Here is a 14,645-nt window from a genome sequence, read left to right as displayed (position 1 = left end):
ACGCCGCCGTACCCATGGCCAATTAGGAGAATTCCGGATGGAGAATTACTTGGCGCTCAAACCACCCCAGATGAGGAAAAACTTGACCGTCGACACCGGTTTCGCCACGAGCATCGGACCGCTCCTCGCCCCCGCCGCTGAGGATCTGTCCCACGCTGACAGGCCGATTCAGGCAACCGTCGAGGAGGCAGACACGCGTGGCAGCTATCGGCAACTCCTCGCGAACCGCATCGACATCGCCGTACTGACCCCCTTGCCCGACAGCCCGGCGGTCGACGACGCACGATTCCACCAAGAGGCCTTGCTGGACGACGTACTGGACTTGGTCGTCCCGCCGGGCCATCGGCTTGCGACGCAGCAGGCCGTCGACTTGTTGGCGGCCGAGCACGAGAACTGGATCGCGCCCCACCACGACCAGAACCGTCTCCTGCACGCCCTGTGCGCCGCCGCCGGATTCGCCCCGCGCACCGTGCACCATGCCGACGAATGGCAGGCGGTCCTGGCTCTCGTCAGTCACGGACTCGGCGTGTGCCTGGTGCCGCGCCTCGTCTCCCTGACCGCCCATCCGCGGCTCGTCCGGGTGCCGGTCAAGGGAACACCGGCCCCTTCCCGGCGCATCCTTACGTGCGTACGCCGGGGAAGTGCCGAGCAGAGCGCGGTCGCGGACGGATTGCGGACGCTCAGGGCGCGGGCGGCCGAGGAAGCCGCGGCACGACCTCGCTGAGGCCCACCAACTAGCCGTCGCGCTTGACGGGTTACGCGGAACGCCGGTTGCCCTTGTCGTCGCAGGGCAGGTCAGCGGCCTGGTGGTTCGCAAGGAAGTCGCGGGTGGCTTGCCGTTCAACCTCTGTGATCGCGGTGGGTCTGACGTCGATGATGCCGCCGAAGGGCCGGTCGACGTCACGGATGATGCACAGCGTCGTCGTCAGGAGCGCGGTGATCACGGTGAGGGCGATGAGCTGGCCGCGGTTGTTCCTGCGGGGCAGGCAGACGCCGAGAGCCACGACGGTGACGGTGAGGGTGGCCAGCAGGAACCAGAAGATGGCGCTGGGGATGCTGGCGGTGGCCTGTGTGAGGCGTTCCTCGCGTTCGTCGGACCGTTTGTTGTCGGCGGCGATCAGCATGCCGAAGACGGGCTTGCCTTCCACATCCCGGAAGGAATGGCGGAGGTCGGTCGACCAGACGCTGGGCGCGGCCGACCCGCTGCCGTCGTCGGCCATGGCGGGCCATTCCTGGGTGCGTACGGCACGTGCGTAGCAGACGGCGTCCGCCTGGATCCGTTTCCGCTCTGCCGCAGGCGCGTACTCAGCGATCTCGGTGAGCTGGTCGAGCGCGCGGGCCTCACCGCGCGAGGCGACCTCGCCCTTGCCGTAGGAGCCGTTGGCGGTGACCAGCACGAAAGCCAGCAGGAGGACGGTCAGTGTCAGCAACGGGCCGACGAGGTCCTTGACGGCCATGCCGGCGTCGTCGTCGGCCATCAGCCGTGGTCGCAGGAATCGATTCGCCGCCAGACCTGCCAGCAGAGCGACTACGGCGACGACGATGACGAGGACCACGGATACCTCCTGAGCAGGCGAAAGACCCCGCCGTTGCGGAATCCGCGGTGATCATGACCTGCTCTGCGGCGCACGAAAGCGCGGGAACGTTCGATTGCCCTCGTACGAGCGAAACGCTTGCGCCGGAAAGCCTCCCCTCCGGCCGGCTCCGGCGCCCCCGGCGAGACGTCGTAAGCCGGCCTGCTCCCCACTACGCCTGGGCGAGCCACAGGTCGGGGCCGAACACCTCGTAGTGGATGTCGGCGGCAGCCACTCCCTTGTCCAGGAGCTGCCCGCGCACCGCCCGCATGAACGGCAGCGGTCCGCAGAGGTAGGCGCGGGTTCCCGGTTCGAGGGGTACGTCGGTGAGGTCGACGCGGCCGGTGCGGTGCCCGGAGTTGGGGTCCTCGTACCAGAAGTGGGCTGCGGCGGCGGGGAGTTTGGCCGTGAGTGCCTCGTGGTCGGCGCGCAGCGCGTGGGTGTCGGGGGAGCGGTCGGCGTGCACGACCGTCACGGGGCCCGGGTGCCCCGTGGCCACGAGTTGTTCCAGCATGGCCAGCATGGGAGTGCAGCCGATGCCCGCGGAGGCGAGCAGGAGGGGCGCGTCGCCGGGCTCCAGGACGAGGTCGCCGTAGGGTGCCGAGACCCGGAGCAGGTCGCCCTGCCGGACGTGGGTGTGCAGGTGGTGTGAGACCTCCCCGTCGGGGTCGCCACCCGTGCCGGTGACCTGCTTGACCGCGATCGCACGGGTCGTGGCGGACGGTGCGCCGGTGAGGCTGTACTGGCGTATCTGCCGTGCGCCGTCGGCCAGTTGGACCTGCACGGAGACGTACTGTCCGGCCCTGAACGGGGGCGCCGGGTGGCCGTCGGCCGGGCGCAGCAGGAACGACGCGACGTAGGGCGTCTCCTCGGTGCGGGCCACCACCTCCCACTGGCGCCACACATCACCGTCGGCCACGTCCTGCTCCGCGTACAGTCGCGTCTCGATCGCGATGAGGGCGTTCGCCATCAGCCAGTACACCTCGTCCCAGGCGGCGGCGACCTCGGGCGTGATCGTGTCGCCGAGCACCTCGGCGATGGCGTCGAACAGGTGCTGGTGCACGAGGAGGTACTGGTCGGCCCGCACGCCGAGCGAGGCGTGCTTGTGCGCGATGCGGTTCAGCATCACGTCGGGCCGCTCGTCGGGGTGCTCGACCAGATACGTGGCGAAGGCGGCGATGGAGCCCGCGAGCGCCCGGCGTTGAGTGCCTGCGGCCTGGTTGCCGCGGTTGAACAGGTCGCGCAGCAACTCCGGACGGGCTGCGAACAGCTTTCCGTAGAAGCGTTCGGAGATGTCCTCGATGGCGGCGCCGACGGCGGGAAGCGTGGCGCGGACGACGGCGGCCGAAGACTCGGTGAGCATCAACGGGCTCCTTAATATGCATGTGGGATTCGCATTAAGAGGTGCGCGGCGGCGCGGGCCGTCGGCGGTGGTGGTGCGGTCAGTCCGCTCGGGGAGTGGCGGAGAGTGTGACCAGCAGCGGACCGGTGGGCGCCTTGGTGAGATCGCTGAGCGTCAGCGGGTCGAGCGCGGCGAAGAACGCCTCCTGCGCCTGGCGCAGCGCTCCGCGCAGTCGGCAGGCGGAACGCAGAGGGCACGGTGTCGTCCCCTCGCAGTCCACGACATCCCCGGGCCCCTCAAGTTCCCGTACCAGCCCGCCGACCGAGGCGTGGCGTCCGGAAGCGGTGAGCGCAAGCCCGCCACCCCTGCCGCGACGCGCCTCGACCAGACCCATGTGCTGCAACTTGGCGACGACCTTCGCGGTGTGCGTGTACGGCACGTTCATGGCGGCGGCGACCTCGCGCGTGGTGGGCAGTTCGCCCTCTTCGACGGAGAGGCGCATCAATACGCGCAGAGCCAGATCCGTGAACCGTGTCAGCCGCATGACCGCAAGCTATAAAAGTTGCATCCGAAAGGCAAGTTACGGATGGTCTCGGTCGAACTGGCCGCTGAGCGTCACGGGCGTGGTGTGAGCGCGTCCGAGTGACCGGCGGCGAGGCGCGACCACTGGGGGATGGGACGGCCGTTGCTCCGCAGGCGGATGGCATCGGCGGGCGTGCCCTGGACGGTGGGCCAGCCGGCAGGAGAGTCTTCCCACAGCTCCTGGCGCCCGTACGCGGTGAGGTCCATGAGTGCGTAGCTGTAGTCCATCGCCTCTACGCCGCGCAAGGTCGTCCAGTACGTCTCGAAGACGCGGTCGCCGTCCCGCAGGTAGCACACGAGGTGCATCATGCCGACCTGTCGCCCGGTCAGGAGCTCGTTCAGCGACGGGACCGCCGAGTACCACGGCACATCCCAGCCCATGAAGTCGCGGTAGCGGCGGCTTTCCTCGTAGGGGCCCTGGCAGAAGACTGCGTACGTGATGTCGCGCGAGTGCAGGTACGACAGCTCCTGGACCTGGCTGGTGACCCACGTGCAGCCTTCGCACTGCCCGGCGGCGTCGTGGCCGTGGTGCCACATGAAGTAGTAGGCGATGAGCTGTCGGCGCCCTTCGAAGGCTTCGAGCAGGGTGACCGGCCCGTCGGGCCCGGTCAGTTCGAGGTCGGAGGCCACCTCGGTCATGGGCAGGCGGCGCCGGGCCGCGGCGATCGCGTCGCCTTCCTGTGTGTGCGCCTTCTCCCGGATCCGCAGCCGGTCCAGTTCGGCCTGGAAGGCGGCGCGGTCGGCCACGGGTGGCAGCGCCCGTGTGAGGTTCGCCGCCCTGCTGTCATGCTGCTCAGTCATGATCTTGTCCATTGTGGTCGGTGGTCAGTGGTCAGTTGCCGTCCGTCAGTCGCCCGTGTCGTCGGGTCCAGGACGTTCCGCGAGTGCCTTGATCCGCAGCAGACGGCTGTCCCAGGAGCGGCCGATCCGGTCGAGTTCGCGGGCCAGCGCGCCGAGCCGGGCGCCGACGGCGAGGTAGACGACCTCGCGCCCCTGCTGCTGGGACTCGACCAACCCGACCTCGCGCAGCACCTCCAGGTGCTTGCCGATCGCCTGCCGGGTCACCGGCAGAACCCTGGCCAGCGCGGAAGCGGACATGGGGCCGTCGCCGAGCCGGGTGAGGATCTCCCAGCGCGTCGCGTCGCCGAGCGCGGCACATATGACGGGAAGCGCGGGGACGGTCACGGATGCCTCGTCGGGGCCGACGCGCTCTTCTCGACGAACACCTTCGCGGCCGCCAGCTCGGTGAGCCAGCCCTTGGCGTTGCCCTCGCGTTCCTTCAGCCATGCTGCCGGGTCGTCGGCGAGGCCGGTGAAGCCGCTCTCCACCACACGCAGCGTCACCCCGCCGTCGTCCCGCTCGTCGATCCAGAACTCGACCAGGGTCGAGGGCGTCGACTCGTCCCGGAACGGGGTTCCGATCCAGCGGAACGCCGCGTAGCGCGGCTTGTCCAGCTCCACCGTCCGGAACCGGAACTCGCCCAGTGAGGGATGGCGCACCACGGCCACGTCGCCCTCATGGCGCAGATCCTGCTCGGCCTCGACCGCGCCGTCATTGACGTACCAGCCGGGCCGTACGACCAGCTCCCATACCCGCTCGGCCGGGGCATCGATGTCGATCTGGCGGGCTATCCGGTCGAGGTCGACCAGCTCAGCGTCGGTGTAGGTGGTGTCGTTCATGGGGGGGGCTCCCTCCGCCATTGATGTGCAACTAAACGATTGCACATCACGGCAGTAGGTGCAACCGATTGGTTGCACCTACTGTCCTGGGAGGTCAGGTGTAGATCTGCGTGTAGAGGTCCTGGATTTCCTCGGTGGTGGGTACGGCGGGGTTGTTGGCGGGGGAGCCGGAGGCCAGGGCCTGCTGTGCCATCAGGGGTGTCAGGCGGGTCCAGGCATCCTGGTCGATGCCGTGGTCGCGGGGCGTGGGGACGTGCAGGTCCCGGCACAGGCTGTGCAGGGCGTCGACGAGCTCGGCGGCGGCGGTGGCATCGCTGGCCGCGGGGGTGGCGGCGTTCAGGGCGCGGGCGCAGTCGGCGTACCGGGCGGTCGCCGCGTGGAGGGAGAAGGCGGTCACGGCGGGGAAGAGCATGGCGTTCGACAGGCCGTGGGCGACGTGGAAGTGCGCGCCGATCGGGCGGCTCATGCCGTGTACGAGGGCCACGCTGGAGTTGGAGAACGCGATACCGGCCTGGGTCGCGGCCAGCATCATCGCCTCACGGGCCTGGATGTCGCTGCCGTCGGCATAGGCGCGGCGCAGATGGCGGCCGATGGTGGCGATCGCGGTGAGGGCGAGGCTGTCGGAGAAGGGGTTGGCCTTGCGGCTCACGTACGCCTCGACGGCATGGGTCAGGGCATCGATGCCGGTGTCGGCGGTCAGCCGCGGCGGCATCGACAGGGTCAGTTCGACGTCGAGGACGGCTGCGAGCGGCAGGAACGCCGGGCCCAGGCAGAGCATCTTCTCCTGCGTCGCGCTGTCGGTGATGACGGTGAACTGGGTTGCTTCCGAACCGCTGCCGGCGGTGGTGGGAACCGCGATGACCGGGAGCGCGGGGCCGACGTTGACGCGTGGCGCCTTGTAGTCGCGCATGTGGCCGCCCTGGGCGCCGAGCAGGGCCAGGGCCTTGGCGGTGTCCATCGGGCTGCCGCCGCCGAACCCGATCACCGAGTCCGCCTCGTGGTCGTGCAGTGCCTGCAGTCCCGGGGCAAGGGAGTCGGTCGTCGGGTCGGGCACCGTGCCGGAGAACAGCCGCGGGTGCAGCCCGGCCTTCCGCAGTGTCGCCACCATGCGTTCCGCCGCTCCCGTCTCTTCCAGGAATGCGTCAGTCACCAGGAGGGGCCGGCTCAGCCCCAACCCCGTGATGACGTCGCCCAGTTCGTCGGCGGCGCCGCGGCCGACGCGCATGATCCTTGGCAGGGACAGGCTGGCAACCATGTAGACCTCGCGGCGTTGGGAGGAAAGGGAGGAAAGGGAGGAAAGGGAGGAGAGGGAGGAGAGGAAGCGGGGGAGGGGCGATCCGGCCGGGGCGGTTCTGGCCGGGACTGTTCGACTGTGCCCCCTGTGCCGGTGTGCGTTCAATCGCCAATGACGCACACGCGGTGTGCACTTGTGCAGATACGGTGCTCTCGTGCGCCCCGGTCCATGTCCCCCTCCCCGCCCGGCTGCAAGCGAGCCGCCCCTGCCTGTGGGGGCCGGCCGTGGGACCGTCGACCCGCGCAGGCTGCGCGCGGACGACCTTCGCCATCTGCTCGCGGTCGCCCGCACGGGGCGTCTGGTGTCGGCGGCCGACGCGCTGGGTGTCGACCACACCACCGTCTCCCGCCGGATCGCCGCGCTGGAGAAGAGCCTTGGCGTACGTCTGATGGAGCGGGGCGCCGAGGGGTGGGTCCTGACGGACGCGGGCAGGGCCGTCGCGGAGGACGCGCGGGCGATCGAGGACGCCCTGGCCCGGGTCGCGGACGCCGTATCCGGCCAGGAGACGCCGTCGCTGCACGGCACAGTGCGGGTGTGCGCCCCCGACGGATTCGGCACGGTCTTCGCCACGCCCGCGCTGGCCCGCGTGCGCCGGGAGCATCCCCGACTACAGGTCGAACTGATCACGGCGACACGGCAGTTGACCCTGCACCCGTCGGGCTTCGATCTCGCCCTGGCCATCGGCAGGCCGCCGGGCAACCGCCTGCTGACCGAACACCTCACGCACTACACGCTGGGGCTGTACGCAAGCGACGAGTACCTCACCCGGTGCGGGTGCCCCAGGACGCGCGCCGACCTCGGGGAACATGCGCTGATCTTCTACATCGAGTCGATGCTCCAGGTCGGCGACCTCGACATCGAACGCCATCTGCCGGGCGCGGCCCCCGCGTTCTCCTCCACGAACGTCTTCGCCCAGCTCGAGGCCACCCGCCTCGGGGCAGGCATAGGCGTGCTGCCGGCTTTCCTGGCCCACCGGGCGCAGCTGCGGCGACTGCTGGCCGATGAGGTCGACATCCGGCTGCCCATCACCCTGGCCCTGCGAAGAGAGGCGGTCACGCACCCCGCCGTACGGGCCGTGCGCGCCGCCCTGCGCCAGGAAGTCGCCGACCGCGGTGCGGAATTGCTCCCGGAGCGCGCAGGTGAGACTCCTGGGCGCGGCGCCGGTGACTGAGCTCGCCCGCGGTCAGGGACGGCGGCGGCCTCGTACGTGATGACGGGGGGCCGGTACTCCGACCGTGGGGGGGGGCTCGCTCCAGGAGGCTCTGAATGGCTTCCTCTGCGGGAGTCCGTGCGGAGGGCGTATGCCTCCAGCAGCGCGAGGAGATGCGGGCCGACCGGGCCGGTTTGTCGTTCCTTCTCGACGTAGGGCTCGTCGGGCCTGCTGACGGTCTTGACGTCAACTGGGCTTCCCTCAAGCGGCGGCAGGGATGGGCGCACGCAACGTGCGCCCATGGTTCGCAGTGCCCACGAACGCAGGCGCGAGCCGGTGGCCGCCCGTCAACGGCCACCGCGGGGCAACGTCGCCGTCCTGGCCCCCGGCCGTCCATGTCGGCTCCGCAGCCTGCCCCGGACCGTCGGTCGGCGGCCTAGGCCTTCGAGTCCGGCTTCCAGTCCTGGGCGAGGAGTCCGAGCAGCACCTCGTCCAGGAACTCGCCCAACACCCAGGCCGAGGAGCGCAGCACGCCCTCGCGGACGAAGCCGTTGCGCTCGGCGGAGCGCAGCATCGCGGTGTTGTCCGAGAGCGTCTCGATCTGCAGTCGCTGCAGGCCCCGCACGACGAAACCGTAGTGGCACAGCACCGCGACCACGTCGGTGCCGTAGCCCTTGCCGCGGGAGGACGGCAGCAGCCCGAGGCCGATGTGCGCGCACCGGTTGTGGTTGTCGATGCCCCACAGGGTCGCGGTGCCGACCAGGGTGTCGCCCTCCAGCTCCACCACGGAGAACTGGACGAGCCCCTGGTTCGTGTCGTCCACCACGAGCCGCGGATCTTTCGAGCCGGGCGTGATCGGCCGCCACGGACCGCCTTCGGCCCGCGAGCCGTTGACCACGTCGTCGTACAGCTCGGTCCGCAGGATCGGGATGTCGTCCTCGTGCCGGGCCCTGAGCCCGACCTTGTTTCCCCTCAGCATGCGAGATTCCTATCCGACCGGGCTGGCCGGCGGCAAACCAATTGGCGGCCGTGGCAGTTGGTGCAGCGGCGGTAGCAGGTGAGGGCGCTGGGGTGCCGCGGTGCCGCGGTGCGAGCTGCTTGCGGTGATAAGCGACAGTTTCGGCGACCAACTGGCCCATGCGGACTCCGGGTTCGCCCACTCGATTCAGAACGCGCACCCACGGCGTTCGAGGCGCTGACAGCGGTCGTGCACGGCGGGCCCTTCAGCGACGACAAGGACCACGCCTTCCAATATGGCCACGCCTACAAGCGGTTGTGTGAGCTGACGGGTTCGTTCCTGGACAACTCCTGCTTCACTCCGCACGCCGCCCAAGCCCGTGCCGTGGACGGACACCCCGGGCTGCGGCGAATGGACACATGAAGAGTGCGTACAGGCACTGGAGCAGTTCGAGGCGACCAAGCAGGCCGGCTTCCGCTCCTGAGCCGGAGCGGCCTTCCGGGGTCGCAAACCTGCGGACATCGTCCTGGCTTCATGTACAGGCGGGCTCAGCGTCCCGTGGTGCCGTCGATGAGTTCGCGGATGATGTCGGCGTGCCCTGCGTGGCGGCCGGTCTCCTCGATCATGTGGGTGAGCGCCCAACGAACGCTGGGCGACGGGCGGCCCGAACTCCCCGGCCGGGGGAGTGGTGCGCCGAGATCGGTACAGGCGTCGAGAACCTGGTTCGCGCGGTCGACGGTTGCCCGGTAGCGCGCGACGACGTCGGCGACGCTGTCCGCAGAGGGGGGCCGGAATGTCGCTTGCCAGTCAGTGACCCCTTCGCCGAGGAACGTTGCGCTCTCGACGGCGATCAGATGGTTGAGCAGGCCGAGCAGGCTCGTGCCCGATGGAACTGCTGCTGTCCGGACTTGGGGTTCTGCGGCTCCCTCCACTTTGGTGGCGATCGAGGCGCGCAGGTAGTCGAGGAAGCCGCGCAGGACGTCAGCTTCGCTGTTTGCGGTGTGGGGCGGAGGGGCGTCATTGCGGCGGGAGGCGGTGGGCACGGCGTTCTCCTTCTCGTGGGGTGCTTGGGCGGGCGGGGCGGTATCACTCACTCCGGAGGATGAGCAGGACATGGTCGATGACCTCGGCGGTGCGCCCGTCGGGGCCGACCGCCGTGCGAAGTGGCGTATCCGCGCGTTCGACCGTCCACTGCGCGGGGGAGAGGCGCATCAGCGCCGCGACCTCGTGGGGAGTCGGATACCGCACGTCCGGGTCCTGATTCCACGACCACGGCGCTGTCGACCCGTGGTCGACGACCAGGAGTCGCCCGCCGGGCCGCAGCAGGTGCGCTGCGGAGCGGAGGATGGCTGTCCGATCTTGCGCGTAGGGGGTGTGGAAGTAATGGGCGGTGACCAGATCGAATCGCAGTCCGGGCAGCGAGGCGCGAACGTCGTGCTGCTCGGCGGTGATCCGGTCGCTGAGACCGCGCGTGCGGGCCAGCCGGGCGAGCCGCGTGACCGCCACAGCCGAGACGTCGAGGGCCGTGACCCGCCAGCCTTTGCTCGCCAGCCACAGCGCGTCGCCGCCACCACCGCATCCGAGGTCCAGCGCGTCCCCTGGGGGCAGCGCGGTGGCTGTCTCGACGAGGCGGGCGTTCGGCTGCGGGTCAGCAGGCGCGGCCTGCTCTGCGTACACCTTGTCCCAGTACGTTGCCGCGTCGGCGCTCTCCATTGCTTTCCTTCCGCTGGGTTTGCGTTCGGTTTCCGTGCGGTCAGTCTCGGCCGAGGTGTTGCAATGTGGCGTCGCTCCTTGCCGTTTCGGCAAGCTGGGTCCATGGACCCAGCAATGGAAGAAGTGCTTGACGCGGTCGGACCGCGGCTGCGGGCGGTGCGGCTTGCGCGCGGTATCACCCTCGCTGATCTGTCCGCGACCACCGGAGTTTCGGAAAGCACGCTGTCCCGCCTGGAGAGCGGCCAGCGGCGGGTAACCCTCGAACTGCTGCTGCATCTGTCCCATGCGTACGACATCCCGCTGGACGATCTCGTGGGCGCCCCGCGCGCCGGCGACCCCCGAATCCACCTGAAGCCGATCCGGCGGTTCGGGATGACATTCCTGCCCCTGTCCCGGCGGCCGGGCGGAACACAAGCCTTCAAGTTGCTCATTCCGGCACGGCCTGAGCCACTCGAACCGACCTTGCAGACGCACGAGGGCTTCGAGTGGGTCTACGTACTCAACGGCACTCTGCGACTCGTGGTCGGAGAACGCGATCTGAGGGTGAAAGCGGACAATGTCGTCGAGTGGGATACGTCTATGCCGCATTGGTTGGGAAGCGCAGACGGCGGAGCGGTAGAACTTCTCGTCCTGTTCGACATGCAGGGGGCGCGCGCCCGCGGGCCTGCGAAACCCACGCCCCACTGACCGAGGAGGATGAACGTGCCTGGTGAGCGGCTCGACTCGGCGTGGTTGCGAGGCTGGTGCGAGCAGACTTCCGCGGCGCTCGGGGCTTTGATGTCGTCGTTTCTGAACACCTACGGTTTCCCACCCGACGAGAACGCCGTCATCCTCGCGACAGATGAGAGCCACGAGGCGAACGGACGCACTCGTGGACCTGACGCCGATCCCTTCCGATCTGACCACCCTTTACTGGGTGATTCGCGAGGTCTCCTGGCCTGATGTCGAGAACGGATATTTCATCCACTCGGCCTCGACAGTTGCCCGGCACTTCCGCGAGTACGGCACTGCCCAAGTCGATGACGAGTCACCCGGCATCGTGTTCGCCAGTGATGGAGGTGGCCATCTCTTCGCAGTGGCAGGCAGCGGACGAGTCTGGAGGTCGACCACGGCTTCCTGGTTCCACGACTTCGAGGTAGCCGCTGCATCCATCCAGGAATTCCTTGAACAGATCGGCCGACGGGTCGCCGACCAGAACTGAGCTGGGAGGGATGCTTGCAGCTTCTCAGCAGATTCGCGATCGCCCGCCGACAACTTCCGGCACGGATACGTTCACCGTGTGGATCAGGATGAACTGCAACTTCACGCCTCGTCGTTCGGCGCAGCCGCGGTCGCATACGCCGAGGACCGTCCGGACTACGCGCAGGCCGCGGTGCGTTGGGCGCTCGAACCCGCGCCCGACCCACGCGTGCTCGACCTCGGCGCCGGAACCGGCAAGCTGACCGCCACGCTGCTCGCGCTGGGCGCCGAAGTCATCGCGGTCGAGCCCGACCCGGCCATGCTGACCGAGCTGCGCCGCTCGCTGCCGGATGTCCGCGCCCTGTCGGGCAGTGCCGAGTCGATCCCGCTGCCGGACGCGTCCGTCGATGCCGTGCTGGCCGGCAACGCCATGCATTGGTTCGACATGGCCGTCGCGGGACCGGAGATCGCCAGGGTCCTCGCACCCGGCGGCGTTCTGGCCGGCCTGTGGAACCTCATGGACGACCAGGTCGAGTGGGTCGCCGGGCTCACACGGATCAGCGGGAGCGCGGCCATCGGCCCACGTGACACGCCCGCCGGCTGGCGCGCCGAGACGGCTGGCATGCACCTTCCGAGGACCGGGGCCGCCGCCCGGTTCGGCTCGCCGGAGCAGGCCGAGTTCCCGCACGGGCAGCGCCGCACCGCCGACTCGCTCGTCGCGACCATCGCGACGCGCGCGGTGTCGTGACGGAGCTGGTCGAGTGGCCGGTGCGATAGCGGCAGCCGCTCTCGACCGAGCGAAGCCTGGCAGCTCAGTGGACGATTAATCGGTTGCCTGTGGGTGATGTCGGTGGATGCAATATCCGGCATGCTCACCCAGGTGCGCCCGCCACGCCGGGAACCGCATCGTCACATAGGAGACACCGACGTATGAGTACGCCACCATCGCCACCTGGAGCGGAGCGGGCTGACGGATCATCCGTCCAGATCGGCGCTCTCGTTCCGCTGACCCGGCCTGGCTGGGTCGAGGCGGGCCAACACCTGCTGGCTGGACTCGAGTTGGCCGTACGCGATGTCAATGACGCCGGCGGGATCCTCGGCAGGCCGATCGAGCTGGTGGTCCGGGACACCGCGGCTGATCCGGAGAGGGCCGCGGCGGCCGTGGACGAATTGGCTCGCATGGGCGTGGCCGCCTTGGCGGGGGAATATCACAGCGTCGTCGCTCGCGCCGCTGCCACCCGGGCCGACGCCGTCGGCCTGCCATTCCTCTGCTCGTCAGCGGTTCTCGACGCGCTAACGGAACAGCCGACGAATGGGGTCTCCCCTGCTCGAGCGAAGCCGGGAGCTTGGGATGGGGTCTCCCCTGCTCGAGTGGAGCCGAGAGCTTGGGGCAGGGTTGCGCGCCTCGCCCCGCCGCAGTCCCGCGGCTGGCAGATCTACGCGGACCACCTCATCGGCGCGGGTCACAGCCGTATCGCCGTAGCAGCCCAGCCGAGCGTCTACTGGGCAACCGGGACCCGCATTCTGCGGGACTACCTCGCCCCACGCGGCGGCAGCGTCATCGAACTCGACATGAGCGTCCTCGACCCCGCGGCCCTGTGCGACGAACTCGTCGCCCATCGCGCGACAGCCCTCCTTCTTCTGGTCGGCCACCCGGAACCGGCAGTACCGATCGTCAAGTCCGTCCGCCGCGACCAGCGCCTCGCCGAGATCATGATCGGTGCTCCGGCCGGGCAACCGGAGTTCGCCGAATGGGCGACCCTGTTGGGCGACGACGGCGCCGCGATCCCGTTCTTGCGCTACTTGCCCGATCACCTCACCCCACTCGGTGCACGCGTCGAGAAGGTCCTCCGCGAACAGCTGGCCGAAGCGCCCTCCTTCGTCGCCTTCGAGGGCTACGACACGATCGCCGTCCTCGCCGATATGTTGCGTACTCACGGCGTGGACCGGGCGCGTATCGCGGAAGCCTGGCCGCGCGTTGCAGTCGAAGGCACCCGCGGGCAGATCCAGTTCTCCCGTACGCCGGGCATCAGCGTGTGGCAATGGGCTCGGGCACCCATCCAAGTCGTTGATCGAGACCCGGCGGAACCCGATCGCCTTCGGGTACTTCACACCGGCTGAGCGCCTGGCACATGACGTCAGAGAGAACGCCGCGAGGGCCGGCCGGCGCGGCAGGGCGGCGCGTGCACGTGCCGCCGGTCAACGCCGAGGCAGCTGGTGTCCTCGCCGAGTGGGCGGCAGCAGACGCCGATGTCACCCTGGACGCCACGCACCTGGACCTGTCGGGCGCCGACCTGTCAGGCGCGGACTTGTGCAGCGCGCTGTTCTGCCCGTCGACGGCCCGCGGCATCGTGCTGCGGAACGCCGATCTTTACCGGGCGAACCTCGGCTGGTCGGACCTCACCGGCGCGGTGCTGAGCGGGGCCTGCCTGGTCAAGGCCGAGCTGACCGAGACTGTGCTGCGCGACGCCGACCTGACGGGATCCAACCTCGGCAGCGCAGACCTGTACGCGGTCGACGCGCGCGGAGCGCGGCTCGGGGGAGCGAGCCTCAAGGGCACCTCGCTGCTCGGCGCGACTCGGCTGGAAGGCGCCGACCTGGCAGGAGCCGGCGTGGCGCGCACGAGTTTCCAGGTCACCCTCGACGAACACACCGAGCTCCAGGGTCTGCACGGCAGCATCCTCGGGCCCACCTTCGTCGCCGACCACGACGGCGGCCGCCAACTGGCTGGTCTCGAACTCGAGTTGTGGCTCGCGGAGCGGGGCGCGACGGTAGAGGTCCTCAACTCGCCCCCAGACACGACGACGTACTATGCGCGTGTTGATGAGGAGTTCCCGCGCAGCAGGCCGGCAGGCATCGTGCGCCGTCGGCGGGCAGGAATCATCACCCGTGACGACGCCTTCACCCGAAACCTGCGCTGGGAACCGACGGAGTATCTGCGCCGCTACGAACTCGGCCACAACGACGACGACCACGTTGAAATCACATCGGCAGAAGCCGACGCCTTCGTACGCCGCATCGCCCGGAAGCACAAGGCGGAGGACTGAACCGGCGACCGCAGCACGACGCCGCCAGATTCCGCACTCGGGACGGTGCCGGCCGGCGGCGGCCCCGAAACCCGGCCCGGTTGGAGGCACTTCGCCTTCCCGTCGGCCTCCCGCCGAGTTTGCTCAT

At 69.4% G+C, this 14,645-nt stretch carries 17 protein-coding genes; 7 read left to right on the top strand and 10 right to left on the bottom strand.

The window, feature by feature from the left end:
* Positions 1-82 precede the first annotated feature (82 nt).
* On the top strand, positions 83-724 hold the full coding sequence (locus AB0O76_RS42355; RefSeq protein WP_365502804.1) for a LysR substrate-binding domain-containing protein: 642 nt from the start codon (positions 83-85) through the stop codon (positions 722-724).
* 31 nt (positions 725-755) lie between these two features.
* Here AB0O76_RS42355 and AB0O76_RS42350 read toward each other — a convergent pair whose 3' ends face one another.
* From AB0O76_RS42350 to AB0O76_RS42320, 7 genes are all read right to left on the bottom strand, one after another.
* Entirely contained in the window at positions 756-1,556 is an 801-nt protein-coding gene (locus tag AB0O76_RS42350; protein WP_365502802.1) for a hypothetical protein, read from the bottom strand.
* A gap of 190 nt (positions 1,557-1,746) precedes the next feature.
* Positions 1,747-2,937, bottom strand: a complete 1,191-nt coding sequence (locus tag AB0O76_RS42345; protein WP_365502800.1) for a globin domain-containing protein — start codon at positions 2,935-2,937, stop codon at positions 1,747-1,749.
* A 79-nt stretch (positions 2,938-3,016) separates the two neighbouring features.
* Positions 3,017-3,460: an Rrf2 family transcriptional regulator gene (locus AB0O76_RS42340; protein ID WP_365502798.1), complete on the bottom strand. Its 444-nt coding sequence runs from the start codon at positions 3,458-3,460 to the stop codon at positions 3,017-3,019.
* A gap of 71 nt (positions 3,461-3,531) precedes the next feature.
* Positions 3,532-4,299: a DUF899 family protein gene (locus tag AB0O76_RS42335; protein ID WP_365502796.1), complete on the bottom strand. Its 768-nt coding sequence runs from the start codon at positions 4,297-4,299 to the stop codon at positions 3,532-3,534.
* Positions 4,300-4,344: 45 nt separating this feature from the next.
* The gene (locus AB0O76_RS42330; RefSeq protein WP_365502794.1) at positions 4,345-4,683 is read right to left on the bottom strand and encodes a metalloregulator ArsR/SmtB family transcription factor; all 339 of its coding nucleotides are present in this window, start codon (positions 4,681-4,683) and stop codon (positions 4,345-4,347) included.
* Entirely contained in the window at positions 4,680-5,177 is a 498-nt protein-coding gene (locus tag AB0O76_RS42325; RefSeq protein WP_365502792.1) for an SRPBCC domain-containing protein, read from the bottom strand. The genes AB0O76_RS42330 and AB0O76_RS42325 overlap by 4 nt, the downstream gene beginning before the upstream one ends.
* Before the next feature lie 94 nt (positions 5,178-5,271).
* Positions 5,272-6,402 (bottom strand): iron-containing alcohol dehydrogenase, encoded by a 1,131-nt coding sequence (locus tag AB0O76_RS42320; protein WP_365502790.1) that lies wholly within the window; start codon positions 6,400-6,402, stop codon positions 5,272-5,274.
* Between the two features lie 280 nt (positions 6,403-6,682).
* On the opposite strand from AB0O76_RS42320, the gene AB0O76_RS42315 reads away from it, so the two are divergent.
* The gene (locus AB0O76_RS42315; RefSeq protein ID WP_365502788.1) at positions 6,683-7,642 is read left to right on the top strand and encodes a LysR family transcriptional regulator; all 960 of its coding nucleotides are present in this window, start codon (positions 6,683-6,685) and stop codon (positions 7,640-7,642) included.
* Between the two features lie 415 nt (positions 7,643-8,057).
* Here the strand turns inward: AB0O76_RS42315 and AB0O76_RS42310 are convergent, their stop codons facing one another.
* The 3 genes from AB0O76_RS42310 to AB0O76_RS42300 form a co-directional block, all read right to left on the bottom strand.
* Complete coding sequence (locus AB0O76_RS42310; RefSeq protein ID WP_365502786.1) at positions 8,058-8,600, bottom strand: GNAT family protein; 543 nt, start codon at positions 8,598-8,600, stop codon at positions 8,058-8,060.
* Between the two features lie 527 nt (positions 8,601-9,127).
* On the bottom strand, positions 9,128-9,622 hold the full coding sequence (locus tag AB0O76_RS42305) for a DinB family protein (protein ID WP_365502784.1): 495 nt from the start codon (positions 9,620-9,622) through the stop codon (positions 9,128-9,130).
* Between the two features lie 43 nt (positions 9,623-9,665).
* The gene (locus AB0O76_RS42300; RefSeq protein WP_365502782.1) at positions 9,666-10,292 is read right to left on the bottom strand and encodes a class I SAM-dependent methyltransferase; all 627 of its coding nucleotides are present in this window, start codon (positions 10,290-10,292) and stop codon (positions 9,666-9,668) included.
* A 102-nt stretch (positions 10,293-10,394) separates the two neighbouring features.
* Between AB0O76_RS42300 and AB0O76_RS42295 the strand changes: the two genes are divergently transcribed.
* The 5 genes from AB0O76_RS42295 (at position 10,395) to AB0O76_RS42275 (ending at position 14,518) form a co-directional block, all read left to right on the top strand.
* On the top strand, positions 10,395-10,979 hold the full coding sequence (locus AB0O76_RS42295) for an XRE family transcriptional regulator (RefSeq protein ID WP_365502780.1): 585 nt from the start codon (positions 10,395-10,397) through the stop codon (positions 10,977-10,979).
* A gap of 184 nt (positions 10,980-11,163) precedes the next feature.
* The gene (locus tag AB0O76_RS42290; RefSeq protein WP_365502778.1) at positions 11,164-11,493 is read left to right on the top strand and encodes a hypothetical protein; all 330 of its coding nucleotides are present in this window, start codon (positions 11,164-11,166) and stop codon (positions 11,491-11,493) included.
* A 78-nt stretch (positions 11,494-11,571) separates the two neighbouring features.
* Positions 11,572-12,219 (top strand): class I SAM-dependent methyltransferase, encoded by a 648-nt coding sequence (locus tag AB0O76_RS42285; RefSeq protein WP_365502776.1) that lies wholly within the window; start codon positions 11,572-11,574, stop codon positions 12,217-12,219.
* A 182-nt stretch (positions 12,220-12,401) separates the two neighbouring features.
* Positions 12,402-13,592 carry an ABC transporter substrate-binding protein gene (locus AB0O76_RS42280; RefSeq protein WP_365502774.1) on the top strand — a complete coding sequence of 397 codons (1,191 nt, stop codon included), beginning with the start codon at positions 12,402-12,404 and terminating at the stop codon, positions 13,590-13,592.
* A gap of 11 nt (positions 13,593-13,603) precedes the next feature.
* Positions 13,604-14,518 carry a pentapeptide repeat-containing protein gene (locus AB0O76_RS42275; protein WP_365502772.1) on the top strand — a complete coding sequence of 305 codons (915 nt, stop codon included), beginning with the start codon at positions 13,604-13,606 and terminating at the stop codon, positions 14,516-14,518.
* Positions 14,519-14,645: the final 127 nt, after the last annotated feature.

The sequence above is a fragment of the Streptomyces sp. NPDC086554 genome, from assembly GCF_040686095.1.
Lineage (GTDB): Bacteria > Actinomycetota > Actinomycetes > Streptomycetales > Streptomycetaceae > Streptomyces.
Note: the sequence above shows the minus strand (reverse complement) of the source record. Positions and strands in the feature narration are given on the sequence as shown.